General features: G+C 54.5%; 24 protein-coding genes and 1 riboswitch. Of the genes, 8 read left to right on the top strand and 16 right to left on the bottom strand.

Going from position 1 to position 23,809, the window contains the following annotated elements:
• Nucleotides 1–5 precede the first annotated feature (5 nt).
• The 4 genes from CHH67_RS08370 to CHH67_RS08355 all read right to left on the bottom strand — a co-directional run bounded on the left by CHH67_RS08370 (nt 6) and on the right by CHH67_RS08355 (nt 3,809).
• Nucleotides 6–845, bottom strand: coding sequence for a hypothetical protein (locus CHH67_RS08370; RefSeq protein WP_095264756.1), 840 nt, complete (start codon nt 843–845; stop codon nt 6–8).
• A 376-nt stretch (nt 846–1,221) separates the two neighbouring features.
• A complete protein-coding gene (locus CHH67_RS08365; protein WP_095264711.1) occupies nt 1,222–2,193 on the bottom strand; it encodes an alpha/beta fold hydrolase in 972 nt (323 codons plus the stop codon).
• A gap of 136 nt (nt 2,194–2,329) precedes the next feature.
• The gene (locus tag CHH67_RS08360; protein ID WP_179292081.1) at nt 2,330–3,136 is read right to left on the bottom strand and encodes a TetR/AcrR family transcriptional regulator; all 807 of its coding nucleotides are present in this window, start codon (nt 3,134–3,136) and stop codon (nt 2,330–2,332) included.
• Nucleotides 3,137–3,299: 163 nt separating this feature from the next.
• A complete protein-coding gene (locus CHH67_RS08355) occupies nt 3,300–3,809 on the bottom strand; it encodes an ArpU family phage packaging/lysis transcriptional regulator (RefSeq protein WP_095264709.1) in 510 nt (169 codons plus the stop codon).
• Between the two features lie 331 nt (nt 3,810–4,140).
• On the opposite strand from CHH67_RS08355, the gene CHH67_RS08350 reads away from it, so the two are divergent.
• Complete coding sequence (locus CHH67_RS08350) at nt 4,141–4,560, top strand: helix-turn-helix domain-containing protein (protein WP_095264708.1); 420 nt, start codon at nt 4,141–4,143, stop codon at nt 4,558–4,560.
• 95 nt (nt 4,561–4,655) lie between these two features.
• Nucleotides 4,656–5,081: an ImmA/IrrE family metallo-endopeptidase gene (locus CHH67_RS08345; RefSeq protein ID WP_095264707.1), complete on the top strand. Its 426-nt coding sequence runs from the start codon at nt 4,656–4,658 to the stop codon at nt 5,079–5,081.
• Between the two features lie 80 nt (nt 5,082–5,161).
• Here the strand turns inward: CHH67_RS08345 and CHH67_RS08340 are convergent, their stop codons facing one another.
• From CHH67_RS08340 to CHH67_RS08325, 4 genes are all read right to left on the bottom strand, one after another.
• Nucleotides 5,162–5,890 carry a hypothetical protein gene (locus CHH67_RS08340; protein ID WP_095264706.1) on the bottom strand — a complete coding sequence of 243 codons (729 nt, stop codon included), beginning with the start codon at nt 5,888–5,890 and terminating at the stop codon, nt 5,162–5,164.
• A 155-nt stretch (nt 5,891–6,045) separates the two neighbouring features.
• Nucleotides 6,046–6,852, bottom strand: a complete 807-nt coding sequence (locus CHH67_RS08335) for an energy-coupling factor transporter transmembrane component T family protein (RefSeq protein ID WP_095264705.1) — start codon at nt 6,850–6,852, stop codon at nt 6,046–6,048.
• The gene (locus CHH67_RS08330; protein ID WP_095264755.1) at nt 6,849–8,510 is read right to left on the bottom strand and encodes an ABC transporter ATP-binding protein; all 1,662 of its coding nucleotides are present in this window, start codon (nt 8,508–8,510) and stop codon (nt 6,849–6,851) included. The genes CHH67_RS08335 and CHH67_RS08330 overlap by 4 nt, the downstream gene beginning before the upstream one ends.
• 34 nt (nt 8,511–8,544) lie before the next feature.
• The gene (locus CHH67_RS08325; protein WP_095264704.1) at nt 8,545–9,168 is read right to left on the bottom strand and encodes an ECF transporter S component; all 624 of its coding nucleotides are present in this window, start codon (nt 9,166–9,168) and stop codon (nt 8,545–8,547) included.
• Between the two features lie 141 nt (nt 9,169–9,309).
• Nucleotides 9,310–9,423: riboswitch (TPP riboswitch) on the bottom strand.
• Between the two features lie 190 nt (nt 9,424–9,613).
• Here CHH67_RS08325 and asd point away from each other — a divergent pair.
• Entirely contained in the window at nt 9,614–10,414 is an 801-nt protein-coding gene (gene asd / locus CHH67_RS08320; RefSeq protein WP_095264703.1) for an archaetidylserine decarboxylase, read from the top strand.
• 21 nt (nt 10,415–10,435) lie between these two features.
• On the opposite strand, the gene CHH67_RS08315 is transcribed toward asd, so the two are convergent.
• The 3 genes from CHH67_RS08315 to pdxR all read right to left on the bottom strand — a co-directional run bounded on the left by CHH67_RS08315 (nt 10,436) and on the right by pdxR (nt 13,879).
• The gene (locus CHH67_RS08315; RefSeq protein WP_095264702.1) at nt 10,436–11,305 is read right to left on the bottom strand and encodes an SDR family oxidoreductase; all 870 of its coding nucleotides are present in this window, start codon (nt 11,303–11,305) and stop codon (nt 10,436–10,438) included.
• Between the two features lie 269 nt (nt 11,306–11,574).
• Nucleotides 11,575–12,360 (bottom strand): helix-turn-helix domain-containing protein, encoded by a 786-nt coding sequence (locus CHH67_RS08310; protein WP_095264701.1) that lies wholly within the window; start codon nt 12,358–12,360, stop codon nt 11,575–11,577.
• Between the two features lie 22 nt (nt 12,361–12,382).
• Nucleotides 12,383–13,879 (bottom strand): MocR-like pyridoxine biosynthesis transcription factor PdxR, encoded by a 1,497-nt coding sequence (gene pdxR / locus CHH67_RS08305; protein WP_095264700.1) that lies wholly within the window; start codon nt 13,877–13,879, stop codon nt 12,383–12,385.
• Between the two features lie 125 nt (nt 13,880–14,004).
• Between pdxR and CHH67_RS08300 the strand changes: the two genes are divergently transcribed.
• The 3 genes from CHH67_RS08300 to CHH67_RS08290 all read left to right on the top strand — a co-directional run bounded on the left by CHH67_RS08300 (nt 14,005) and on the right by CHH67_RS08290 (nt 16,380).
• Entirely contained in the window at nt 14,005–14,619 is a 615-nt protein-coding gene (locus CHH67_RS08300) for a pyridoxamine 5'-phosphate oxidase family protein (protein WP_095264699.1), read from the top strand.
• A 124-nt stretch (nt 14,620–14,743) separates the two neighbouring features.
• Nucleotides 14,744–16,042 (top strand): aminotransferase class I/II-fold pyridoxal phosphate-dependent enzyme, encoded by a 1,299-nt coding sequence (locus CHH67_RS08295; RefSeq protein WP_095264698.1) that lies wholly within the window; start codon nt 14,744–14,746, stop codon nt 16,040–16,042.
• Nucleotides 16,043–16,251: 209 nt separating this feature from the next.
• Nucleotides 16,252–16,380, top strand: coding sequence for a sporulation protein YjcZ (locus tag CHH67_RS08290; RefSeq protein ID WP_095264697.1), 129 nt, complete (start codon nt 16,252–16,254; stop codon nt 16,378–16,380).
• 147 nt (nt 16,381–16,527) lie between these two features.
• Here CHH67_RS08290 and CHH67_RS08285 read toward each other — a convergent pair whose 3' ends face one another.
• The 5 genes from CHH67_RS08285 to CHH67_RS08260 all read right to left on the bottom strand — a co-directional run bounded on the left by CHH67_RS08285 (nt 16,528) and on the right by CHH67_RS08260 (nt 21,596).
• On the bottom strand, nt 16,528–17,748 hold the full coding sequence (locus CHH67_RS08285) for an ABC transporter permease (protein WP_095264696.1): 1,221 nt from the start codon (nt 17,746–17,748) through the stop codon (nt 16,528–16,530).
• On the bottom strand, nt 17,745–18,497 hold the full coding sequence (locus CHH67_RS08280) for an ABC transporter ATP-binding protein (protein ID WP_095264695.1): 753 nt from the start codon (nt 18,495–18,497) through the stop codon (nt 17,745–17,747). Before CHH67_RS08280 ends, CHH67_RS08285 begins: the two co-directional genes overlap by 4 nt.
• A gap of 84 nt (nt 18,498–18,581) precedes the next feature.
• Nucleotides 18,582–19,919, bottom strand: a complete 1,338-nt coding sequence (locus tag CHH67_RS08275) for a DEAD/DEAH box helicase (RefSeq protein ID WP_095264694.1) — start codon at nt 19,917–19,919, stop codon at nt 18,582–18,584.
• A gap of 329 nt (nt 19,920–20,248) precedes the next feature.
• Nucleotides 20,249–21,022, bottom strand: coding sequence for an SDR family NAD(P)-dependent oxidoreductase (locus CHH67_RS08265; protein ID WP_095264692.1), 774 nt, complete (start codon nt 21,020–21,022; stop codon nt 20,249–20,251).
• A gap of 115 nt (nt 21,023–21,137) precedes the next feature.
• Nucleotides 21,138–21,596, bottom strand: a complete 459-nt coding sequence (locus CHH67_RS08260) for a chemotaxis protein CheX (protein ID WP_095264691.1) — start codon at nt 21,594–21,596, stop codon at nt 21,138–21,140.
• Nucleotides 21,597–22,006: 410 nt separating this feature from the next.
• Between CHH67_RS08260 and CHH67_RS08255 the strand changes: the two genes are divergently transcribed.
• Nucleotides 22,007–22,909, top strand: a complete 903-nt coding sequence (locus CHH67_RS08255) for a LysR family transcriptional regulator (protein ID WP_095264690.1) — start codon at nt 22,007–22,009, stop codon at nt 22,907–22,909.
• A gap of 83 nt (nt 22,910–22,992) precedes the next feature.
• The gene (locus CHH67_RS08250) at nt 22,993–23,802 is read left to right on the top strand and encodes a histidinol-phosphatase (protein WP_095264689.1); all 810 of its coding nucleotides are present in this window, start codon (nt 22,993–22,995) and stop codon (nt 23,800–23,802) included.
• The last annotated feature ends 7 nt before the right edge of the window (nt 23,803–23,809 follow it).

Genomic DNA, 23,809 nt, shown 5'->3' with positions numbered 1-23,809 from the left:
CCACCTCACTTCATATTGGGATGAATGTGTACACGGCGAATCCACGCCGCATCCTCTACAGCGCGCATTTTTCGCTGCATTAGCTTAAGCTTTACTTGTCCGTCCAGGACAGGATCAGCTTGCAGATTGGCCGTCACGTCCACGACCGTCATATACCGGCGCTCCCCGGCGTCGATCGGAATCATCGCCTTGTCACCAAGCTCCCCGGCGAGCGCTATGGCAGTTTGAAGCTCCATATCCGCCGTGGGCGAAACAACATGGCCAGTAAAGCTTTTTCTCACTTCAACCATGGAGGCTGACGAATTTAACACTTCACAGTCAGTCAACCGCCACATTACCGCATACTCTTCCCGAGATGATGGCCAGCGGGATTGATAGATCTGCCATCGGCTTCCTAGGAATTGTCCTGTCCAAGCCGCCAAATGGCTGAGCCATTCATCCGGCTCCTCGTCAGCCCCTCCCCCATTTACCTCCGGTAAATAGATGCCAAAACGGAGCAATCGAGCAGTTTTCCCCGTCATCGGATCCACCTTGTCTGCCTCCGGCACCCCCAGATAATGAAGTGTGAATGCCTTTCCCTCATCGCTAACGATCCGGCGTCGATGCAGCTCTTGGATCAGCTGTTCAGACCACATATCAAGCTCGTGGAGCATCGGTCTATCCGTATAGAGCAGTAAGCGAATCACTTGCCGATACCCCGCCCAAGCGGATTTCCACACTTCTTCCCCGAGCATGATGACAGCATAATTGCTCTCCACTGTCCCTGCGGGCGGATGCAGATCATACACATGCCCTTCAAGCTCCGGGATGATGCTCGATACCATCTGGCTAATTGCACGTCTCATGGACCCAGCAGCCGAATGATGGTTGCCTCCACGATTTCCCCATACAACCTCGGCCCCTCCTTTCTCTCCGATATTGGAACCGGGAATGACCAACAGGCTTGACCGCATGAAAAAACCGGCCCTCTTGGCCGGCTGACAGTTCATTACTGTGTTGTTCGGTGCCTCTTGCTTCATTCCCGATGCTATAATCTTACCTTGTTTAAACCCAAGCGGAGACGGTGAAAGGGAGAGGATTCTGCGAAGTTCGGGATGATTATGGGCGGTAAAAAGACGAGTGCCTGATTTCAGCGTGCAGTAACTGCCGTGATGGGCTTGCTGACTGCACAAGGAAGCGAATTGTTCCTGACCCTACCTATGGGACATTCTCTCCGAATGGCTATGATCCGAAGCCGGATTCGTCACCGGAGGCCATTTCCTGTGATTCCATCTCAGTCAGTGCCTGAATACTCTCCATGACAAGTTCCGGGTGCAGCTGCGGAATCATGTGGCCAACTCCCGGATAGAGAATCAGCCTGGAGTGAGGAAGGTCCCGATGCAGCCATGTGCTGTGCACCAGGGTCGGGAAGGGATCCGCTTCACCGGCAGCGATGACGACAGGGGCTGCTACTTCGCCATATCGGCTCGATATTTCATCGCAAGCCGGAGCGAACTGGAGCACATCCTCCCGGTTCGCCCGGAATTGTCCGGGCCTGAACCACAAGGCTCGAACCGCTCGGCCGTAAGCCTCGGGAACCCGTTCAGGAGTGAAGGTCGCGTGCATCATGCTTCGGGAGGCTAGATAAGCAAACGGAACGAGAAGCGTATGCAGAAGCAGACTTCCGAGGATCGGCATCGTTACCAGGCGGGACAATCCATCCCCATCGGCAGCAGGATAATTGTCCCTGTACATTCCCCCGCCCACGGTAACCAAGCCTGACACGTCCTCGGGATAGTCCAGCGCATAGGTCAGTGCCAACACCCCGCTCCATGAGTGGGCAACCACTATCGGACGCTCGATGCCAAGCTTCCGCAGTGCACCGTGCAGCAGCCTTGCCTGGTCTCGCGGCGACATGTTCCGACTCGGCAATCTTTCACTGTATCCATATCCCGGCCGATCAAAGGCCCATGCCCGATAGCCTTGCTTGGCTGCCAATGTCATGACTTCTTTAAAATCCCCACCCCACAGCACCCCGCCATGAAGCAATACAACCGGTCTGCCCTCTCCTTCATCTTGATAATGCAGCCGAATTCCATCCACCTCGACAAACGATCCGGAAGACGGGTACTTCTTCTCCGCACGACGCACTGCGATATCACTGCATATATATAGAAGAAACACAACTGCTGCTATCCCCAGCACAACCTCCATTGGGACAACCCCTCCATTCTAATAAGTATTACTTTCGCGTACTATTTAGTATGTCAATTGCAAAAGAAAAACGCCAATCGACGTTTCTCCCAGCCTCCAGAGCATAGGCAACTTCTACAGGATATTCGTTCATTCGTTACTCTCCCCTCGGTTCCTCTGCAGGACGAGGATACAGGCCGTTCCACAGCATGCTTGCCACATCGTCCATCATCACATCCAGCTTAATCTCCTCCCGATGAATGACCGACGTCACCAGCATGCCATGCATGACCGATTGAATGTACACCGATATCGCCTTTGCATCCGGCTCGCCCCACAATCGCCCGCTGCATTGAAGCTCTGCCAGCATCAGTGCTACCTGATGGTGCAGTTCCTCGAACAGCCCCGCCAGCTTGGACCGGATCCCCGGCTCACGGCTGGATACCAGAAACTCCAGAAACAGAAGCGCGGCATCGGGATTCTCCAGACAGGATGCGCACTGGCCCCGCAGCCAGGAAGAAAGCGCGCGAACCGGATCATCCGCCTCCAGCACGGCCTGGGCCTGCTGTGGAATGAGCCGCTTCTGGGCCGACATATTGGACTCAAGCAGCGCCACATATAGGTCCTGCTTGCTGGCAAAGTGCCAATACACGGCCCCTTTGGTCATGCCGGCCTCCGCTGCCACTTGGTCGAGCGAGGCTCCGCTGTAACCGAGTCGTGCGAACACCGTACGTGCTGCCTCGATTATTTTGGAGCGGGTATCCCCATGGGCCGGCTCCTTCCCCCGATCCCGCATCCATTCTGCAATGTGCGTTCTCATGCGCTCCTTGCTTCCCAGATGGCGTCTGACCGTCGTCCAGTGCACACCCGCCGCGTCCGCAATATCAGCGTAATTGATTTTATCGAGAGGCATCTGCTCGGCTAGCTTTAGCGCCACCTCCATCATTTTCGATTTGGAATCCATAAGGGCCACCATCCTTGATTGTATGATGCAATGTAATAATTACATACTAATAGGTACGCATATATAATATAATTTAGGTCTGGCTTATGTCAATCCGAGGCTGCGATTATCGCCTTATCCGAGTGACAGGAACTGAATTGAAAGGGCAAGATGAGCAGCCCCATCATTGACCTGCCCCTACTGCCTGGGCTTCCTCACTCTTTTTCAAGCGGGTGATTGGCTTAACGAGTGTGTCAAGGGACAGCAGTCCGAGCTCGGCCAACACCAGCGCCAGCTTGTAGAATGCCTTGCTTCGAATTTTCACATAGGTGTCCTTGCTTACCGGCGGATCGAAAATATAATTGTACACTTTGTAGTCAAACACATCATCCTGCTTCATATACCGCTCCCGGATGAGCAGCTGCTCGCGCTCCCCGAGCCGCTCTACAATCGACTCGATCATCTCGCAGTACCGCTGTCTGGCTGCCGGCATGTCTACATTATAGACAGCCACCTGTGCAGTCTGATCCGAGGTTACATTCGTCGGACCATGGAAACGCTCGGTATAGGATGCCGTGATGCTGGCTTCCCTAACCTCGAACGTAATCGTTTTGTAGATCCGGTATTTTTCAAATATCGCTTCAACGGCACGCTGGGTTTTTCGACGGTCCAGTTCTGGCAACACATGATTCATACGACTTCACTCTCCTGTTCATCATTTGCAGTACAACTACCAAGCCCTATTCTTGTCCATCAGCAGTGTTTGTTCCCATTTGGCATCGTTGTCTTTCATGTTTCGTTCGTATGTTTGTTCGTATTTTTCATTAATATACCACTATTTGGTGAAAGGCGTAAAACTCCGTCTCCATCAATTTTGGGTCATATTTCGGAGTCTAGCTTCAATTTCCTTGCCTTTTGGCAATATAACTCTTTTTTGTTTTACCTGTTGGCAAAGACAGGAATTCTGTTTATACTTGAAGCATAGAGGATTTCAGACGGACAAAATGGTGAGGAGTGGCCGGACCGTGGACCAGGAATTTGGTGTATATCTGAAGCAGATCAGGGAAGAGAAGGGCTGGAGCATCAGCAGGCTGGCACAGGCTGCTGAGATCAGCGGCTCCCAAATTTCCAGAATTGAAAACGGGTTAAGAGGCGTGCCCAAGCCGCAAACCCTTCGTAAAATCGCGGATGCGCTGGACGTTCCTTACGAGGAATTGATGAGCCAGGCGGGATATCTGGAAACTGAAGCCGTCCCTGCAGCGGAACTGTCCGTTCCGGTCTGGGCAACGGCCAAGGACAAGCGGGATTTCAAAAAAATGCTGGAGGATGACGGAGAGCTGATGTTTGACGGCATTCCACTCAATCAGGAGGACAAGCAGCGAATTAAGGATGTGCTGACCGGCCTGTTCTGGGAAGCCAAGAAGATGAATAAACGGAAGAAGTAAACCGATGACATTATTGCAAAATTCCGATGCTAAAGGAGCTTTCCGAGCGATTATTAGAATCAATCAACCAATATCATTATTGCAGGTGAACCGGCATGGATGATTATGTACAGGCTTTAATCCGCAAGCTGATCCGAAAATATCTTACCAACTGCCCGTTTGAGTTAGCATCCTCTCTGGGAATACATATCCGTTTTGCCGATTTGGGGCAGACGACCAAAGGGCTCTATTTTCGCAAGCTGAGACGGAGATTTATCGTGATCCATAATCAGCTTCCAGCGGAATGGCAGCGTTTTGTGTGCGCCCATGAACTCGGACATGATCGTTTGCACAAAGGAATCAGCCGATTCTTTTTGGAGGAACACTCCTATTTTAGTCCAGGCAAGCTGGAGAGGCAGGCCAATCGCTTCGCCATTGCTCTCTTGACCGCCGACCTTGCAGCATCACCGGGTGAATCCTTGCATGAGTACTACCGACGCGCCGGGGTTCCGCAGGAAATGCTATATTTTTTTCGAAATTAACAGAACATACGTTCCTGTATAGCTGTTATAATCTGGGGATTGGAAGGCTGGCGCGGTCTCCAGCCTGTTCTATGGATGTATCAGCCCTTCGGCTCGAGAATCGCCACCTGTCTTTTGCCCACCTTGAACCCTTGTATTTTGGTGAAGCGGTCATGTCTTAATTTCTGACTTTTATCGGCGATGACCGCTACTACGGCACGGCCAGGCTCCAGTAAACGATAGACATGCTCAAAAAAATCATGCACAGGATCCGCGCTATCCCCGTTCCAGCTGACGATCTGTCCATAAGGAAGGTCGGTCAGCACAAGGTTTGCCTTAAGGTCAAATGGCTCCTGCCAATTCGTAATATCCCCTTGAAAGCAGCGGACCTCCTCAATGGCTGACCGATCCAGCAGCTGCTCCAGGCGGGCAACACTTTGAAGCGCTTCATGGTGCGAGGGCTTATCATAGAGCTGGATCAGCTCCTTGATCTGCTTCTCGCGTCGCTGCATGCCTTCGGGCGTAAGCAAGGACAGATTGTTCCCCGCCAATTCCAGCACGCCGGCGTTCACATCTGAGCCGATGACCTGCTTGAAGCGCTGGCCGTGCAGCAGCCCCGCGACCGTCAACAGGTAGCCGCCCCCGCAGCATGGATCGAATAAGGTATAGGGACCCTCGTTCCCCCTGTCTTCAAGCATGCGTAAACAGCGCTGCACAATCTCGCTGGCAAGCCTCACCGGAAACGAGGTCGTTCCGCGCGCATTATACAGCACCCGGCCGCTCGCGAAATCCTCGTAGCTGCGCTGTGCCGATTCATATATGTATTCCATTGCCGTTACCTGCCTTTTGTTGATAGTGGATGAATATTGATCCATTGCCGTTTAGATCTGTCTTTACCATTAGTATTATATCCGAGCCGCATATCGCGAGCCAAACAGAAGAAGCAGAAAGCCCGCCCCCACAGGACTGGCTTTCTGCTTCTCACTTAATTGAACCGGACATCGCCGATGCCAAACCACGGATAATAGCTTGCCCCCGCATAAGCACAGCAGACGGCCGCAGCCAGCAAGCCGACCGTCAGCACATCATACCGGGAATACTGAGACGGATAGTAGTACGTTCGCGCCTGACTCCGGTCCCCGTCGAACTGCTTCGCCTCCATCGCCGCAGCCACGCGGTGAGCCCGGCGAATGCTTTGCGCCAGCAGCGGAACTACATATAATCCGGCGCGCACGACCAGCCTGCGCGGGCCGCGAGCCGGCTGTACCCCGCGCACCTTCAGCGCCTGCCGACGAATAAGGAATTCCTCCCACACCATCGGCAGCAGACGGATGGATGCCATGAAGCTGTACGCATACTTGGGCCGAAGCTTAAGCTTCTGCATTAACGCATAGAACAAGTCGACCGATTGCGTTGTGGTTACAAGCAGCAGGCCTTCGGCTGCGAAGGCGATGCCTTTGAACCCGAGGTGCAGACCGCGGTAGAAGCTTTCCTCCGATATTTTGAACAGGCCCCATTGCCACCAGATGGTATCCCCTTTACCAAACAGCATCATCGATGAAGCAGAAGCGAGGAACGCCATCATGAACGGAATGAGAAACAGCAGCATTTTCCAGGGCTGAATGCCGCTTAGAAGCAGCAAGCAAACCGTGAAGATCATCGCTTGATAGATGATGACATCAAGATCATGAGTGAGCACGGTCATGAAGAACAACAGACAGATGACACCCAGCTTCACAACCGGATTCGTCCGATGCAGCCAGGTGTGACGGACAGGTCCCCAGAAGCTCATGAACTCACCTCCGCCAAGGCCATGTCCGATTCTGCCGCATGTAATCTTGGCGACACCTTCTGGGACACCACCCTGCCCTCGCGGATCTCCCATATATGCGTGGCGGCCATCTCAGCGATCTGCAGCTCATGTGTCACCATCAGGATCGCGGTTCCGCTGCGCCGAAGCTGCTCGCACATCTCCAGGATCGCAAACGTATTGCGGGCATCCTGCCCGAAGGTGGGTTCATCCAGCAGCAGAACCGAAGGCTGTCTCGCCATGGCCGTAGCGACACTGAGCCTGCGCTTCTGACCGGTTGACAGCTGATACGGATGCCTTCCTTCCAGCCCATGCAGACCGAAGCGCTCCAGAATGCTGCGAGATGCTTCCTCCGCTTCACTGGCAGGCATACCGTCCACCAGCAAGGAATAAGCAACCTCATCTCCCACACGCTCCGTGACAAACTGAAGCTCCGGATTCTGGAACACAAACCCGATCTGGCGAAGCTGCTGTTCCCTGCGTTTGCGAAGCTTCTTCCGCTTTCCCTTAACCACATGCTCGCCGCCAAGAATGTAGGTCCCTTCAGATGGCAGTAAGCCCATCAGGCTTAGCAGAAGCGAGCTTTTGCCAGCTCCGTTCGGGCCGAGGATCGCCACATAATCACCCGGGAATACCTCCGCATGATCCAATGCGATCACAGGCTGACTGCGCCGCTGGCCTGCGAAGCTCTGCAGCGTGATCTGCGGCTCACGGCTGCAGCGATTCGCGTTCACGCTCGCGTTCGGATTCACGACTTCATTCTCCTGATCCGGACGCCCCCTCCCTTCACCGGAGGAGGCCACCACCGGTTCCAGGGAGGATAACGATCCAGCCGCGCTGCTCGAAGCGATGCGGGGGAACCACTGCTGCCCCGCGCGCGAAGCTGCATAGTCCTCCCACACGCCGGGATACCAGATGCCGTAGGACTTCAGCTCCGATTCATAACGAGCGAACACTTCCTTCGGCGGGCCTTCGCCCAATATCACGCCATCCGGTCCGAACAGCACGATCCGGTCCACATAGTCTGCCATCTCTTCGATCCGGTGCTCCACGATGATCAGGGTACGTCCGGCGGACACTCGCTTCACCGCTTCCCAGATCTGACGCCGGCCTTCCGGATCAAGCAGAGCCGAAGGCTCATCCAGGAACAGCACCTCCGGTTCCAGCAGCAGTGCCGATGCCAGTGCCAGCCGTTGCTTCATTCCTTGTGACAAGTGGCTGATCGGCATATGCAGCTCCTTGAGATGCAGGCCGACCGCATCCAGCGCTTCGCGCATTCTCGCTTTCATCTCGTCCCGGGGGACCGCAAGATTCTCCAGAACGAAAGCCAGCTCCTCATCCACATACGGCATGCAAAACTGCGTGTCCGGATCCTGGAACACGTAAGCCCATGAACGGGGAAGCTGCCGGTTCTCACATTTCATCGGCACCTCGGTCGCCTTCGGAATCATGCCGCTGAGCACCTGCAGCAGCGTCGATTTTCCGCATCCGCTCGGCCCGAGCAGCAGCACTTTTTCACCCGGCGCGGCCTTAAAGGATACATCCTTGAACGTCAGCCGCTCTTCCCCGGGGTATTTCAGCCGGAGCCCCTCCACGGATACTGCCTGCTCCCTAGGCTCTCGAAGCCCTTCCGCCGCCATCGGCTCCCAAGCGGCACTGCGCCCAGTTCCCTGATCAGCCATGGCGCGGATCGTCCAATGCTTCGTAATCCTTCGATGAAGCCGGGCGGAGCAGCGCCGTTACGCCTGTACGCTCAAGCGCCTTCGCCAGCAGCACCATGAGCAGACCGGCGATGACCGCGCCGCTGAGGATACGCATGCCGTATTTGGCAATGAACAGCCAGGATTCCAAATCATCCGTGTAGCTGTAGTAGAAATCGAGCACCATCGAGCCAAGCGCTGCCACAGCTCCTGCCGCTGCAGCAACCCACACGCTGTAGTTCCGGTAGCGGAATGCCGCAAAGACCAGCTCGGCTCCAAGTCCTTGAATCAGCCCGTACATAAGCAGGGTCAGACCCCAGCCGCTGCCAAACAGCACTTCCACGTGCGCGGCCGCCAACTCTGCAATAATCGCGACGCCCGGCTTACGGATCAGCAGAAAAGCAAGCGTTGCCGCTGCAAACCACATCCCGTACAGCAGCTCATCCGCCTGAAACGGCTTGAGCAAGCTATATACCGATCCCCAAAAGTGATACACAATCCCAAACACCAGTGACACCAATACGGTAACCAAAATATCGCTGACTCGCAGTCCTTTCCGGGACTGTAATTCCAAATTTTCTTTAACTGGAACTCCCATAAACCTTCATACCCCTCTCAACCTTTATTTCGTGGCGAACAGGATTGGCAAGATTCGCGCCGGCCGGCTGCTCATTCATTCCAAATCCACACAACAAAAAACCGTCTGGAAAAATGCGCAGACGGAAAATAGGCCCTAGTATAGGCAGGGTCGGATATTCTCTACGCTGGCATTACCCAGTTCAGATTAACGGTCAGCAGCGGGATAACAGCTGCAATCTCAGCCTGATTCACTCAAGCCCCCGTACTCCCTATTCGGTTTTATGCTAATCTAAAAATACACAGCCCATCGCAAATTTGCAAGAACCATTTTACAAATTGACCGATTTATTGATTTCGAATCAAAACTGTGTCAATATCAGATTGTACTTACCATGCGTCTATCAACCGGTGATATGAAACCGCCATCAAGATCCTATAGACACATGCAGGAAAAGGAGAATTTCATGGCTAAACATTTGCTGCGGCTAATGACCGAACTGTCTTCCCGAAAGTGGCTTTCCAAGCTGATGGGGCGCTTCTCTCACAGTGGAGTCAGCCGTTATCTTATACCGACATTCATTCGGGTATATCAAATTCCCGCCCACGAAGCGGAGAAGGAAATTCACGAATACCGCTCGCTGAACGAGTTCTTCTCCCGCAGACTGAAAATCGGCATGCGCTCCATCGATGATACACAGAGCGCCATGGTCAGTCCGGTCGATGCCACCATTACCGCGCAGGGTTTGATTCAGGCAGGCACCATTGTCAATGTGAAGGGGCAAGACTACACGATAGCCGAGCTGCTGAACCACTCCCCGCGAATTGAGCATTATATCAACGGGTATGTATTTGTGCTGTATCTAAGTCCGACGGATTACCACCGCATTCACTCCCCGGTTACCGGCGTGCAGACGGAAAGCGAGCATCTGAAGGGCAAGGTGTACCCGGTCAATGATTTTGCAATGACCCATATCCGGTCCGTGCTGAGCCGGAACGAACGGCTGATTACATACATTGCGCATGAATTCGGCGAGGTCGCTGTTGTGAAGGTTGGCGCGATGAACGTCAGCAGCATTCAATATGTGAGCGACGAGGTCAAGCAGTGGCAGATCGGCGATGAGCTGGCTTACTTCGAATTCGGCTCCACCGTCGTGCTTCTGACCGAAAGCGGCACATTCACGCCACGCGGAGATTTAGAGACCGGCTCAAGGGTCAAAATGGGCGAGCTTCTGGGAGTCCTTCATCCGAATGAAAAAGCAAACTAGTCCCCTGTTCTTGCGTCAGCGTTATTCCCTGCCTGCGTCCTTCTGACGCAGCAGCCTCATGACGATGCGCTGGAACAGCCGGTCCGGCAGCAGAAGCTTCATCCAGGCCGACCACTGGGTCGAACGGGGCAGCCGATAACGAAATTTCGGTTTACGCATAGTGGCAATCCGTGCCACCAGCCTGGCGACCTCCATCGGGTCTCCGGCCTGCTCGGCTGTCCGCTTGGAATAGGCCAGCACGCCGGTTAATACCTCGCGGTACGGGGAATGCTCCCCGCTCTGGATCGCCCCGAAGCTCTTGCGCCAGATCGGGGTGCCATAAGCGCCCGGCTGGACCAGCACCACATCGACACCCCAAGGGGCCAGCTCCATCGACAGGCTTTCACTGAACCCTTCTACCGCGAATTTGGATGCGGCATACGGCCCGTATCCCGGAAAGCCAACCACACCGCTGATGCTGCTCAGCATGATGATTTTGGCGCGCCCGGTTGTACGCAGCAGAGGAAGCATCGCCTGTGTCACCGCCAGCGTGCCGAAGAAGTTCGTCTCCATCTGTCTTCTCCAATCCGCAAGCGGCACTTCCTCCACCATGCCCCCGACCGCTTCACCGGCGTTGTTCACCAGCACGTCGAGACGGCCGTAGGTATCTTCGATGTATGCCGAGGCCTGCTCAATGTGCTCCGGGCGGCAAATGTCCAGCCGAAGCGGATGAATCAACCCTCGAGCCCCTTCCTGTTCCGCACGCAAACGCAGCTCATCTTCTGCCTCCGGCCTCCGGACACCCGCAACTACAATGTATCCGGCTTGGGCCAGCGCCAGGCTGATCAGCATGCCGAAGCCGCTGGAAGCACCTGTGACCAGGGCCACCCGCTGTTCCTCTATCTTTGTCATTCCCCTTCCTCCTTTTGGTTACAGCCAAAAAAAGCGCAGATGATCCCGCAACCGGGTTCAGTCCGGAGCAGGGTGGAATCTGCGCTTTCTGATGCCATGAATCTCTGACTGCGAACGGTGTCGGCGCTTCGTTTAAGCGGTTCAAGCGGAGCAGAGCCCGCAACTCAGCGACGCCTCGCTCCACCCAGTGCACAAGGACGCCCCAGTGCGCGGGATCCGCACTTCGCCTTATGGCGAAATGACCGATCGGAATGTTCGAAACTGACGCATCAGCGGATTTCGGAAGGGCTTTTCCCCGTGTACTGCTTAAACTGCCGACTGAAGAAAAAGATGTCCCGGTAGCCCAGCGCATCAGCCACCTCGGTCACATTCATCCCCTGATGCAGCAGCAAATGCTGCGCCCGCTCAATGCGCATCCGGATAATATACGACTGCACTGGCGTCCCGATCAGTTCTTTGAACTTGATGGAGAAGTAGCGCGGTGACAATCCGGCTCTGGCAGCCAGATCCTCCACCCGATGCGGGATGCCTGGATGCTGGCGGACATAATTGGCGATTTCGTGGATGGCTTCCGATAGCTGATTGCTCGCTTTTTTGACAATCGGCTCAGCCAGATCGGCACGCAGAAGATGAATCATCAGCTGTTTCAGAATCAGCTGTCCCTCTTCCTCCCCCCCGAAGGGCTTGTCCAGATAAAGCCTGACGTACCTTGCCAGCAAATTCTCGAACTCCATCGTCTCGGAAAGCTGCCGGTATGAAGCGGGAACCTCCGTTACCGGCTCCGTAACGTCAAAATGGATATATGTCAAAACCAACGGCTTTTGCGGATTATGCGTCGCGCTCGTATGATCGCCCGGACGAAACAGGAAGCAGCTCCCTTTCCCGACCGTATATGGCTCATCATTCAGCTCGACAATCCCTTCCCCGCTCCAGACATAAAACAAATCGTAATTCTCCATCGGTTTTTCACGCTTTTGCCACTTCCATCCCGGTTCGCAGACGATCTTCGCCAGCGCGGGCTTGATTACAAAAGAAGACGGCGATGCGTTCAGCATCACTCATTCCCCCTCATCTATGTCAAAAAATTGATCCTCCACCATCATACCTGTTTTTCAGCATGTCTGTCCACGCAGCAGCCAGCCGGCGAACCCCCTCTTCAATCTGGCTGTCGTTCAGATGGGCAAATGCAAAGCAGGCCGCCGGAGGAGCGAAAGTATAATGATACACGGACGCATTGCGGAACACAACCCCGCGGTCGCGCGCCGCCTGTCTGAACCTGTCATAGGCCTCGCCGGATTTCAGCCAGCTCGCGTATACGAGCAGTCCGGAATCCCCTCGTTCGAGACGAAACACTTCCGGAACCTGCCGGTTCATATGCTCGCAAAAGGCTTCGTACCTCGCCCCGAACACCTTCGTCATTCGCCGCAGATGACGCGCATACCCGCCCGTCTGCATAAACCGGGCCAGCGCCCGCTGCTCCAGGGAAGCCGGGGATATCGGCTCATAGATCGCTTTAGCCGCCACGACGGGCGATACCAAGGCTGGAGGCAGCACGGCATAGCCTAGCCGAAGGCTGTTAAACATCGTTTTCGAGAACGAACCGATGTAGATGACCCTCTGCTCGTGATCCAGCACCTTCAGCGGCTCAATCGGCCGCCCTCTCCAGCGGAATTCGCTGTCATAGTCATCCTCAATGACCCAGGCATTGCGTCTGCCAGCCCAGTTCAGGAGCGCCCTTCTTCGTTCAAGTGGCAGCACCTTTCCCGTGGGGTATTGGCGGCTGGGTGATACGACAAGCAGTTTAGCCTCCCATTCTGAAGGCACGAGGCCCTGTGCATCCACAGGCGAAGGCAGCGGAATGCCGCCGCTGGCAGATACCGCTTGATAGATGCCCGGGAATCCGGGATCCTCAAGCACAACAGGCTCCCCCTCATCAACCAGAAGCTGGAATAACAGCATCAGGCCCTGCATCGAGCCGCTGAACACAACGATCTGCTCCGGGTCGGCTTCAATGCCGCGTTTGAATCGCAGATGACCGGCGATCGCCTTTCGCAGTTCCATGTCTCCGGCAGGAGGTGGCCCGCTTTCCAGCAATCGGCCGCCGATGCCGCCTGCAAAGGCTAAAGCGCTGCGCCACTCCGCATAAGGAAACAGCTCCATCGGGATATTCACACTTGTAAAAGAGATCGTCCCCTCTTCAAGCCGGTCAGCATCCCCGCTCTCATTCTCATTGTCCCCTGCAGGGATGGCATCCATAAGCCGCTTCCCCCAGGCCGATAACACCGGCTCCCGGGAGGTGGGCAGCTTGTCAGGGCGTTTCGTCATCCCTTGGGCGACATACGTTCCGCTGCCAACCCGGGTCTCCACATAGCCTTCTGACAGCAGCATGTCGTAGCTCTGGGCGGCCGCTCCCCTCGATATGCCGTACATCCTGGCGAGCTCGCGCGTAGCCGGAAGACGGACACCTGCCGGCAGATTTCCGCTCAGAATGGCTTCGCGTAGAGCCTGGTAGAGCGCCAGGTACTTGTATTTATATTTTGCTACATAGGTTTCAAACGGCAGCCCCAGTTCCATCGAACCCCTCCTGTATCCACAACTGAAATTGGCCTATATAAATCACTGTAAATTGGCGCTTTTGATGTGTCAATCTCAAGCGTATGCTGTTCACATGGGATGAAATCATATATGAGGTGATACGAATGAGAAGAGATGAATTTATGATGGACGACCCGGCGGAGATTGAAGCCTTTATGCATCAGGCGAGCTTCGGCTTTCTCGGCACGGTAGGTGAAGACGGCATTCCACGGGTGACCCCGCTGAACTTTGTGTATGCGAACCAGGCCTTTTATTTTCATGGCAGCCGCATGGGCGAGAAGATGGAGCATCTTCGGCGCACCTCCGCGGTCTGCTTTACTGTGGCGGATGAATATTCTCTGATTCCGTCCTATTATTCCGATCCGGTCCTGGCCTGTCCCGCAACCGCATATTTCAAAAGCGTAACCGCTGTCGGGGAAGCGGTGCTCGTAGATGACCTCGAAGAAAAAGCGCTGGCAATGGAAGCGCTGATGCGTAAGCTTCAGCCGGAAGGCGGCTATGCCACGATTGATGCACAGGACCCGAAGTATGCCAAAAGGCTGAAAGGGGTCGCCGTCATCAAGCTGGTGCCCCATCGGCTGAGCGCAAAATTCAAATTCGGGCAAAATCTGACACCGGAGCGTCTGGAGAGCATCGCGCAGGCGCTCGAAAGCCGGGATCAGGAGCAGGATCGCGAAACCGCAAAACTAATGCGAAAATATTTCACGGGATCGCATTAAAGCGACGCGAATTGATCGTGACGGTTGATGTGCAAGGTGGTATAATGTTAGGCAATGAATCGGAGACATTACATCCAATGTCGTCATAATATCCAATAGAATTGCGGAAGGAAGGAGCCAATTCATGAACCCATTGGCCGGACAATTGAATGAGAAGCTGCAAGCCGGTAACCCGCATGTATTTGACATGCTCTCCACACTCGGCAAGGAGCTCTATTTCCCGAAGGAAGGCATTCTGAGCCAATCCGCTGAGGCAGCAGCCCATGCGAAAAAATATAATGCAACGATTGGAATCGCAACCGAAGGCGGCATTCCTATGCATCTGGGGGTCATTCAGGAGAAGCTGTCGGCTTTCGCGCCGAAGGACCTGTACCCGTACGCCCCTCCAGCCGGCAAGCCGGAGCTGCGCTCTCTATGGCGGGACAAGATGCTGGAAGAGAACCCTTCACTGCAAGGGAAGAGCTTCGGCAATCCGATTGCAACCAATGCACTGACCCATGGTCTCAGCATCGTCGCTGACCTGTTCGTAGATGAAGGCGATGCCGTCATCTATCCCGACAAGAACTGGGAAAACTATGACCTGACATTCGGCGTCCGCCGCCATGGGGTGAACGTGAATTTCCCTCTTTTCACATCGGAGATGACCTTTAATGCCGCAGGTTTGCGCGACGCCCTTCTGGCCCAGAAGGATAGGGGGAAAGCCGTGGTTATCCTCAACTTCCCGAACAACCCGACAGGCTACACACCTGGGGCAGCCGAGGGAGACGCCATCGTCGCAGCGATCAAGGATGCGGCCGAAGCGGGAATCAATGTCGTTGTGGTTACGGATGATGCGTATTTCGGCCTGTTCTTTGAAGATTCGCTCAAGGAATCGCTGTTTGGCCGCCTGGCCGATCTGCATCCGCGCGTGCTGGCGGTGAAGGTGGATGGAGCCACGAAGGAGGAATTCGTCTGGGGATTCCGTGTCGGCTTCATTACCTATGCTTCGGAGAACAAGGACGTGCTGGATGCCCTGGAGCAGAAGACGCTCGGCATCATCCGCGCAACCATCTCCAGCGGTCCCCACCCTTCGCAGACCTTTGTACTGGATGCTTTGAAGGCACCGGGATTCAAGGAGCAGAAGGAAGAGAAGCTTCAGATTATGAAAGGCCGCGCCAATAAAGTGAAGGACATTCTGGACAGCGGCAAATATAGCGAAGCATGGGACTACTACCCGTTCAACTCCGGATACTTCATGTGTCTGAAGCTCAAGACGGTCCAGGCTGAAGCGCTCCGCTCCCATCTAATTCACGAGTACGGGATCGGCACCATTGCTTTGGGCGAACATGATCTGCGGATCGCATTCTCTTGCATTGAGGAGCCATATTTGGAGGATCTGTTTGATTTGATTCACCAGGGTGTTCAGGATCTGCAGCAGGCGTAATTACGCAGTGACCGGACACACGCGGTGATGATCGATAGGAGAAGCCGCTCTCTACAAGCCTTGTAGAGAGCGGCTTTCTTGTATATCTGGGACAGGCTCAGGCATTTCACCTAATTTCTTCCGTCAAAAATCAACGCTCGCCCATACCTAAAAACCATTGCATACATACAATACCGTGTACCAACCAACAAGTGAAAGGGGAATGAACAATGGGTGCAGTTGAAGAAGTAAGAGGTTGCGGTGGATACGGTGGCGGCTTCGGATACGGTCATGGCGTAGGAGCCATTCTGGTTCTGTTTATCCTGCTCGTTATCATCACTCGTTCTTTCTGGGTGTAATTGAATCTGCCCATCCGGCCTTTGCCGGCAGATGCATCGCGATGGCATCACGGTCACGCGACTGACGCACAGCGGATGCAGACGGCTGCCTGCAAAGGTAAGGCCGGAACGCTAACGTCCCGGCCTGTCGATACCATAATGTAACGATCAATCTTCATCTTCGTCTTCCCGGCGGTCCCTTCGCAGCGCAGCATGACGAAACATCCACACGAGCGCGAACCCGGCCACGGCCGTACCGAGTGTCAGACCCGGGGCCGCCGCAACGGAAGCGAGCATAGGGAGCCACATCACGAGCGCCCACAGCAGTTGAACCCGAAACAGCAGATATGCTTCATTCAGGCGCCGGGTTCCTTCCGGAAGCGGATATACATGAAGCCAGAACGATTCCCGATGCATTTTCCGGAGCGAGGAAAGCTGCAGCCCCACGATCATCAGACTGGCTAAATATACGACCGTGCCGACCAGACTGTCTCGGCTGATCCATACAAGGAACGTCCCAAGTACACCCACCCGCATCAGAATGCCGAGCATATCACTTCGAGCCAGACTTTTGATCAGCAAGTAGCGGTAGGCTGCGTCTTTCCTCCACGGAACTCCTTTGCCCCAGCTTGATAACCATTTCCGTGCATGAACCCGCTGTTCAAGCTGCGGCACATTGACGAACCAGCTCAGGATCTGCATTACGCGGCTTGCCTGACGGCGCTCGACAGCGATGAGCCGCTCCCAGGGAACTAGATGTCTGACCGGATAAGCCGCTGCTGCAGCGTAGGTCAGTCCAATCAGGGCGATGAATATGAGACCGCGGCCTGCCGGCTGCCACAGCCATGCGGCAAGCGCGAGTGCGACCACGCCCCAGCGAAGGCACCGGAAGCATGCCGCCATGCTCCTGGACACCATCTCCTGCTCTCTCCAGCTGCCATAGCTGGCCAGCAGCTTCAGCCCCGCCAGCACCACGATGGTGAGCAAGAGCGGTTTCGCAGCAGCATCGCTGCGTACATATAGCGGCCACAAAATCATCAAGGCGATCATTAAGCCGATGATTTTGTAAATGACGCCGCGAATCCAGCCCTGGACGAAGTAGCGGCTCATCCTTGCTTCCTGTGGAAGCAGAAACACGGTATCCGCTGGCCTTAGATAAGTGCGAACACTGCTGTTGATGACCAGCGGCGCGAGCACGGCCAGCATGATCCAGCGAATCGGCAGATCCGGCGGCAGATTCATGATGAAGCTTGTGTACCAGGCGGCAAACACAATTAATAAAAACAGAAACACAAACGCTACGCCGCTCTGGATCACATAGCCAAAATAAGGGACAACCTCTCCCCAAAATTGATTGCGCCTCTTGAGATACAGCTCCCGTAAATTCATGCCTGATTCCCGCCTTGGATCAGGATATTAAACAGCTCCTCCAGCGATTTGCCCGGTTGCCCGGCCTGTTCTCCAATCTGCTGCAGCGTCCCTTGAGCTACCACCCTGCCGCGATTCATCACAATAAAGCGGTCGCAGTAATTCTCGATCGTCGACAGAATATGAGAGCTGAGCAGCACCGAAGAACCGGCTGCCTTGACCTCCAGCATGAAATCCAGCAGGGAGCGAATGCCGAGCGGGTCGAGCCCCAAGAACGGCTCGTCAATGATATACAGCCCCGGTCTGGCTACAAAAGCACACATGATCATCACCTTTTGCCGCATCCCCTTGGACAGATGGATGGACAGGCTGTCCATCTTCTCCTCCATCCGGAACAGACGGGACAGATGAGCAGCTCTCGCCTCATAATCTTCTCGGGACACGCCGTAGGAGCGGGCGGCAAACTCCACATGCTCGCGGACGGTCATCTCGTCATAGAGCAGCGGCGACTCGGGCACAAACGCCAGGGAGCTGTGATACAGCTCTGTATCCTCCTCCCGGCGTTTGCCCTGCACCTTGATTTCCCCTTTCTGGGGATGCATCAGCCCCAGAATATGCTTCATAGTCGTACTCTTCCCTGCCCCGTTCAGACCGATCAGACCGACCAGCTCGCCAGGCTGAACCTGAAAGGAGATATCGTGCAGCACCGGCCGGTTAATGCTGTAACCGCCGCTCAAGTCCTGAACAGAAAGTACCGGTTGTTCACTCATTATCTTCACCTCTTGTCTTCATTCCTGCGGTATGCCCGGGCCGTGCCGGGCTTATAGACCTGGAAACATCGAATGAAATGCCGCCTATTCGCGCGACTTGTCCTTTAACCACCGCGGCGCACCCTTATTCTTTCTCGTGCGCTCCCGTTCACTTTGCCGCTCTGCGGTCGCCTTGCCGGTGCTCGCCCGGCCCTTGCCGCTGACCGCTGCCGGCTTGCGAGCCTGGCGGGCTTTCCCTGAACCCGAGCCGCTGCCTCCTGAACGCTGCGGTGAACCTGATGCAGTTCTGGGCGCTCTTACCTTCCCGGCGTAGAAAGCCCGCTCCTCAATCGTAATTCCAAGCTCCCGATTGAACTTGCGCATAATAAAGGTCTGGCGATCTGTAATCAGTGAGATGACCATCCCGCTTCGTCCCATCCGTCCTGTCCGTCCGGCCCGGTGCGTGTAATGTTCCGCATCCAGCGGCGGGTCGAAGTTGATCACCATGCCCAGCCCCTCGATATCAAGTCCCCTTGCGGCTACGTCACTGGCCACAAGCAGGCGCGTCCGGCCTTCGCGGAAGGCATTCAGCACCCGGCTGCGTGTCAGCTTGTCCGCATCGCCGTAGATTGCGGCAGCATTCAGGCCGAGATAATTCAGCTTCGCCTCCACCTCGCCAAGATCGTCCGTATTGTTCACAAATACGATAGCCCGCTCCGGGTTATAGTGGCGAACGACTCGGCGGAGCATGTCCAGCTTGTCACGCTCCTCGGACACAAAATAATAGTGCTCCAGTGAGGACGGCGTTTTCATGTCAGGATCAATGCCCACCTCAACCGGGCGATCCATCTCCTGCTTGACGAGATCCGCCGTCTGCTGGCTGACGGTGGCCGATAGAAAGACAAGCTGCCGGTCGCGCAGGGCGCTTTTCAGTATCCGGTCAACATCACCGCCCGCGCCAAGCTGGAACACCTGATCCACTTCGTCAATGACAATCGTTTTGACCAAATGCATTTTCAGCTTGCGGACCTCGATCAGTTCCCGGATGCGGCCTGGCGTTCCGATCACCAGCTCCGGATGCTGCTTCAGCTTCTCGATCTGGCGCTTAACCGCAGCCCCCCCGATCAGTCCGAGAACGCCGATGCCGCGAGGCTCTCCGTATCGCTCCGCCTCGCGAACGATCTGCAGCGCCAGCTCCTGGGTCGGTGCCAGAATGACCTTCTGCGTCCCTTTCACCTCCGGATCAATCGTTTGGAGAACAGGCAGCAAATAAGCCAGCGTTTTTCCCGTTCCGGTCTGGGAAGTGGCCAGCACATCCCTGCCCTCAAGGATGTGGGGGATGGCTTCGCTCTGAACTGGTGACGGAGACTCGATGCCAAATTCAGCCAACCTTTCGGTGAAGTCCTGTGCGATTCCTAATGTATGGAAATTGGTTGCGTTCATAGATTTCGTCCATCCTTTGTTATTCGTGTATGGTTCACTCTTCCCATTATATGCGAAAACAGGAGCCCTCACCAAATACAACCTGGAGAACGATGACCGGGTTACATAACCTTACGATATTCAGGGGATTAAAATTGGGAATGTTACAGTGTGTGGAGAGAGGTATGAAGGATGTATTCATCTTATACATCTATCGGTTTGTGGAAGCTGAGGCTGCCCGCGCCAAACGGACCGAACGACAGAACCTGTTCACGTCTCGGTACATTTGGCGCGTCTCGTACAGGTGATTCCTTCGCCGAGGAATCGGCTGATGTCACACGCCTCCGCTGTTACTTTTTGTTCATCCATCTGTGCAATGCCCGATCCAGAAACCGGGGGCACAGCTGATAGAGCTTGATGCCAAATGCGGCCAGACGCGGCAGGTTCAGCTCCTCCTTGCGTTTAAGCACAAGGGTCACCACCCGCCGCGCCACATCATCCGGCTTCAGCATCAGCGCACCCAGATTTTTCATGTATCCGCCTGACGGATCGGCAATCTCCAGAAACGGGGTGTCTATCGGGCCCGGATTTACCGTCGAAATCGTAATTCCGGTGCGGTGGAGCTCCTGCCTCAGCGAATTGCTGAAGCCCAGCAGGGCATGCTTGGTCGCGGAATACGCCGTGGACTTGGCGGTTCCGATTTTACCGGCCATTGAAGCGACGTTGACGATTTGCCCGTCTCCCTGCTCCAGCATGCTTGGAAGAACGGCCTGCGTGCAGCGTACAACCCCTAGATAATTGACATTCATCATATCTTCGAACTCGGTTAACGACATATCCAAAAAAGGGCTGAACTTGCCGTAGCCGGCATTGTTAATCAGTACGTCGATTTTGCCGTGCTTGGCTAGAGCCGCCTTAAATATCGCCTGGACCTGTTCATCATCCCGGACATCCATCATCGCAATCTCATGCGGCCCGGGCATGCGCTTGCTTACCTCCTGCAGCCGCTCCTCCGAGCGTCCGATAAGGATCACATACGCGCCTTCCGCCGACAACCGTTCCGCAATCAACGCTCCGATTCCGCTTGAAGCGCCCGTAACGGCAACGATTTTGTGTTGTAACATGATTCGGACTCCCTCCATGGTTCCCCTTCATCGGTGTTCGATCTGATTCCTTCTTGTACCAGGTACCACCAGATCAAGGGCCGCTGAACGGATAAATAGATCGTATGTATCTATTTTATGAAATCATGACTTGAATATCCAGTTCTCCGATGCCATCCATGTGGAGTGGAATGCTCAGCGCTTTTTTCTGAATGAGATCCGATGCACTGTCGGCCTTCACGACCTTCGGCGGCGTAATATCAACACTGACACCTTGTCCGGCCAAAATCGTGCTTGCATTGCCGCTGATCATATTGCCCAGCTCGGAGATGGCGCTCTGCCCCATTTCATTCATTTCAGTGAGCACGTAGCCTCCCATCATGACGGACACCAGCCGCAGGGCAACCTCCTCTTGGATACCGAATACAATTTCACCGTTCATCTGTCCGGTCATGCCGATCAGAATCCAGATATGATTCTCCAGATAGCCGATCTCCTTGACGCCCAGATTGCCTGTAGAAGGTGAAACCTGTACCACTTGTTGAATCACGTTTCTTGCGGACTCTAAGAAAGGATTAATAACCTCCGCCTTCATTGTCTAATCGCGCCCCTTTCGCCGGGTTATTGGGCAAGGGTTCCTTAAAGCCTGAGAAGTTCATCCCCACTTATGGATACCCCGCACTGAATCATCGTAAAATAACTTGTATGCTTGCTTATTATCCAGACATCATGATAGGTAAGATTTATAAGGTCCTTCATTTCATATGGTCGAATAATTCAGGCCTTTAGTCTTATTCATTTCCATGTCTACTTTACTATTATCGGATGCATTCGCAATCTTTTAATAATAATTATTTGGAAATCGTGATGTTTTTGCTCATTTTGCTGCAAAATCCTCGGTTTCAGGCGATTGATTGCCCCCTTCGGAAGAATAACCTATAATTTAAACAATAAGAGGCACACAACCATAGCGCGGAAGAACGAAATCATGTCAGGAGGAAGGCTATGAATATCAGCCAGTTGGAAACGCTTATCACCATCTCCAAAACGATGAGCTTTCGCAAAGCGGGGGAGCTCCTTAATCTGACGCAGCCGGCCGTATCCGCACAGATCAAAAGTCTGGAGGATGAGTTCAAGACCGTGCTCGTCGACCGCAGCCAGCCGGTCACCCTCACAGATCGGGGCCAGGTGTTTGTGGAACATGCCGAACAAATTCTGAGCATCGTGGATGAGCTGAAGCAGCGGCTGTCAGACCTCGACCAGACGCCGCAGGGACATATTCAATTAGGAACAACCACTTCGATTGCGATTCAAATTTTGCCTCGGGTTCTATCCTATTTTCAAGATCAGTTCCCACATATCAAAACCACTATCCAGTCCATGGCTTCTTCGCAAATTTATCACAGTGTAGAGAACGGCCTGATCGATATCGGCATCGGCTATCTCATTGAACGAAACCCTAACCTGAGCACATCCATACTGTACTACGACACCTTTGAACTCGTGGTGTCTCCGCAGCATCCGCTGGCCAGCATGCCGAAGGTAAACATCAACTCACTGGGCGGCATTCCGCTCATCCTGCTCACCCGGGATACGGTCGGCCGAAGATTCGCCGATGACGTCATGCGGGCGCACGGCATCGAGCCGCAAGTGGTGATGGAGCTGTCGAGCAGCGAGGAGATCAAACGAATGGTCGAGATCAATCTGGGCGCGGCCATTATCTCCAAGCAATCGGTCGCCCCCGAACTGCGCAATGGCACGCTGCAGATCGTCCCGCTTCCGGAGCTGGAGGTCAGCCATCCGGTGGGCGTGATATACAAGAACAGCCGCTATGTCAGCTCCGCCATGAGACAATTTATCAGTGACCTGAAGGGAATGCCGGAAACCCAGTTTATCAGCAGTGAATGAGCTTTAGACCAGCCCCTCGGGGGTTGTCCGGCGCATCCGATAGATCAAAGAAAGAGAAAACCATACGATTTAAGGAGGAACACATGAAATTCGATATGCACACTCACCATTTCCGCTGCGGGCATGCCGACGGCACGATCCGGGACTACATCGAAGCCGGCATTGATGCGGGCCTGCAGGTGATCGGCATCTCCGATCACACGCCATACTTTGGCATCCCGGAGGAACAGCCTTTCCCGGGGATCGCCATGGCCAAGTCGGAGATCGCAGGTTATGTGGACGAAGTTCTCCGCCTGAAAAAAGAATATGAAGGAAAGATCAAGGTGCTGCTCGGCATCGAGTCCGATTTCTTCCCCGAAGTCGCCGAGGTGTACCGGAAAGCGCTGGCCGCCTATCCGTTCGATTATATAATCGGCTCGGTCCATCAGGTGAACGGTGTCAGCATCTTCAACAAGAACCGCTGGAACAAACTGTCCCCGGCACAGAAGGTAGCCGATAAGGAAGCCTACTTCGATTTAATCCGGCAGTCTGCCAGAAGCGGAATGTTCCAGATTATCGGACATATGGACGCCATGAAGGGAAATTATCCTGCCTTTTCGGAGATTATCGCCGATGAAGCAATTGAGGAGACCTTGAAGGTCATTGCCGAGTGTGGGCTGGCCATCGAGATTAACACTTCAGGCAAAACGAAGCTTTGCGGAGGCTGGTACCCGTCCAACGCCATACTGGAAGTAGCGCATTTCCATGGCGTCCAGGTTACCTTTGGCTCGGATGCTCATAAGCCGTCACGTGTGGGTGACGAGTTTGAGGAAGTGTCCCGAGTGCTGAAGGAGATCGGTTATACCGAGTGGGTATACTTTGAACAGAAGCAAAAAGTGGCGGTCCCTCTCTGATTGTTTT

This window comes from Paenibacillus campinasensis, from assembly GCF_002272015.1.
Taxonomy (GTDB): domain Bacteria; phylum Bacillota; class Bacilli; order Paenibacillales; family Paenibacillaceae; genus Paenibacillus_AQ; species Paenibacillus_AQ campinasensis.
This window is presented reverse-complemented; position numbering and strand designations above follow the sequence as displayed.

Coding starts and splice junctions, on each gene's coding strand:
- CHH67_RS08370 (WP_095264756.1), bottom strand. CDS start 845: ATGAGACGTGCAATTAGCCAGATGGTATCGAGCATCATCCCGGAGCTT.
- CHH67_RS08365 (WP_095264711.1), bottom strand. CDS start 2,193: ATGGAGGTTGTGCTGGGGATAGCAGCAGTTGTGTTTCTTCTATATATA.
- CHH67_RS08360 (WP_179292081.1), bottom strand. CDS start 3,136: ATGGATTCCAAATCGAAAATGATGGAGGTGGCGCTAAAGCTAGCCGAG.
- CHH67_RS08355 (WP_095264709.1), bottom strand. CDS start 3,809: ATGAATCATGTGTTGCCAGAACTGGACCGTCGAAAAACCCAGCGTGCC.
- CHH67_RS08345 (WP_095264707.1), top strand. CDS start 4,656: ATGGATGATTATGTACAGGCTTTAATCCGCAAGCTGATCCGAAAATAT.
- CHH67_RS08340 (WP_095264706.1), bottom strand. CDS start 5,890: ATGGAATACATATATGAATCGGCACAGCGCAGCTACGAGGATTTCGCG.
- CHH67_RS08335 (WP_095264705.1), bottom strand. CDS start 6,852: ATGAGCTTCTGGGGACCTGTCCGTCACACCTGGCTGCATCGGACGAAT.
- CHH67_RS08330 (WP_095264755.1), bottom strand. CDS start 8,510: ATGGCGGCGGAAGGGCTTCGAGAGCCTAGGGAGCAGGCAGTATCCGTG.
- CHH67_RS08325 (WP_095264704.1), bottom strand. CDS start 9,168: ATGGGAGTTCCAGTTAAAGAAAATTTGGAATTACAGTCCCGGAAAGGA.
- asd (WP_095264703.1), top strand. CDS start 9,614: ATGGCTAAACATTTGCTGCGGCTAATGACCGAACTGTCTTCCCGAAAG.
- CHH67_RS08315 (WP_095264702.1), bottom strand. CDS start 11,305: ATGACAAAGATAGAGGAACAGCGGGTGGCCCTGGTCACAGGTGCTTCC.
- CHH67_RS08310 (WP_095264701.1), bottom strand. CDS start 12,360: ATGCTGAACGCATCGCCGTCTTCTTTTGTAATCAAGCCCGCGCTGGCG.
- pdxR (WP_095264700.1), bottom strand. CDS start 13,879: ATGGAACTGGGGCTGCCGTTTGAAACCTATGTAGCAAAATATAAATAC.
- CHH67_RS08300 (WP_095264699.1), top strand. CDS start 14,005: ATGAGAAGAGATGAATTTATGATGGACGACCCGGCGGAGATTGAAGCC.
- CHH67_RS08295 (WP_095264698.1), top strand. CDS start 14,744: ATGAACCCATTGGCCGGACAATTGAATGAGAAGCTGCAAGCCGGTAAC.
- CHH67_RS08290 (WP_095264697.1), top strand. CDS start 16,252: ATGGGTGCAGTTGAAGAAGTAAGAGGTTGCGGTGGATACGGTGGCGGC.
- CHH67_RS08285 (WP_095264696.1), bottom strand. CDS start 17,748: ATGAATTTACGGGAGCTGTATCTCAAGAGGCGCAATCAATTTTGGGGA.
- CHH67_RS08280 (WP_095264695.1), bottom strand. CDS start 18,497: ATGAGTGAACAACCGGTACTTTCTGTTCAGGACTTGAGCGGCGGTTAC.
- CHH67_RS08275 (WP_095264694.1), bottom strand. CDS start 19,919: ATGAACGCAACCAATTTCCATACATTAGGAATCGCACAGGACTTCACC.
- CHH67_RS08265 (WP_095264692.1), bottom strand. CDS start 21,022: ATGTTACAACACAAAATCGTTGCCGTTACGGGCGCTTCAAGCGGAATC.
- CHH67_RS08260 (WP_095264691.1), bottom strand. CDS start 21,596: ATGAAGGCGGAGGTTATTAATCCTTTCTTAGAGTCCGCAAGAAACGTG.
- CHH67_RS08255 (WP_095264690.1), top strand. CDS start 22,007: ATGAATATCAGCCAGTTGGAAACGCTTATCACCATCTCCAAAACGATG.
- CHH67_RS08250 (WP_095264689.1), top strand. CDS start 22,993: ATGAAATTCGATATGCACACTCACCATTTCCGCTGCGGGCATGCCGAC.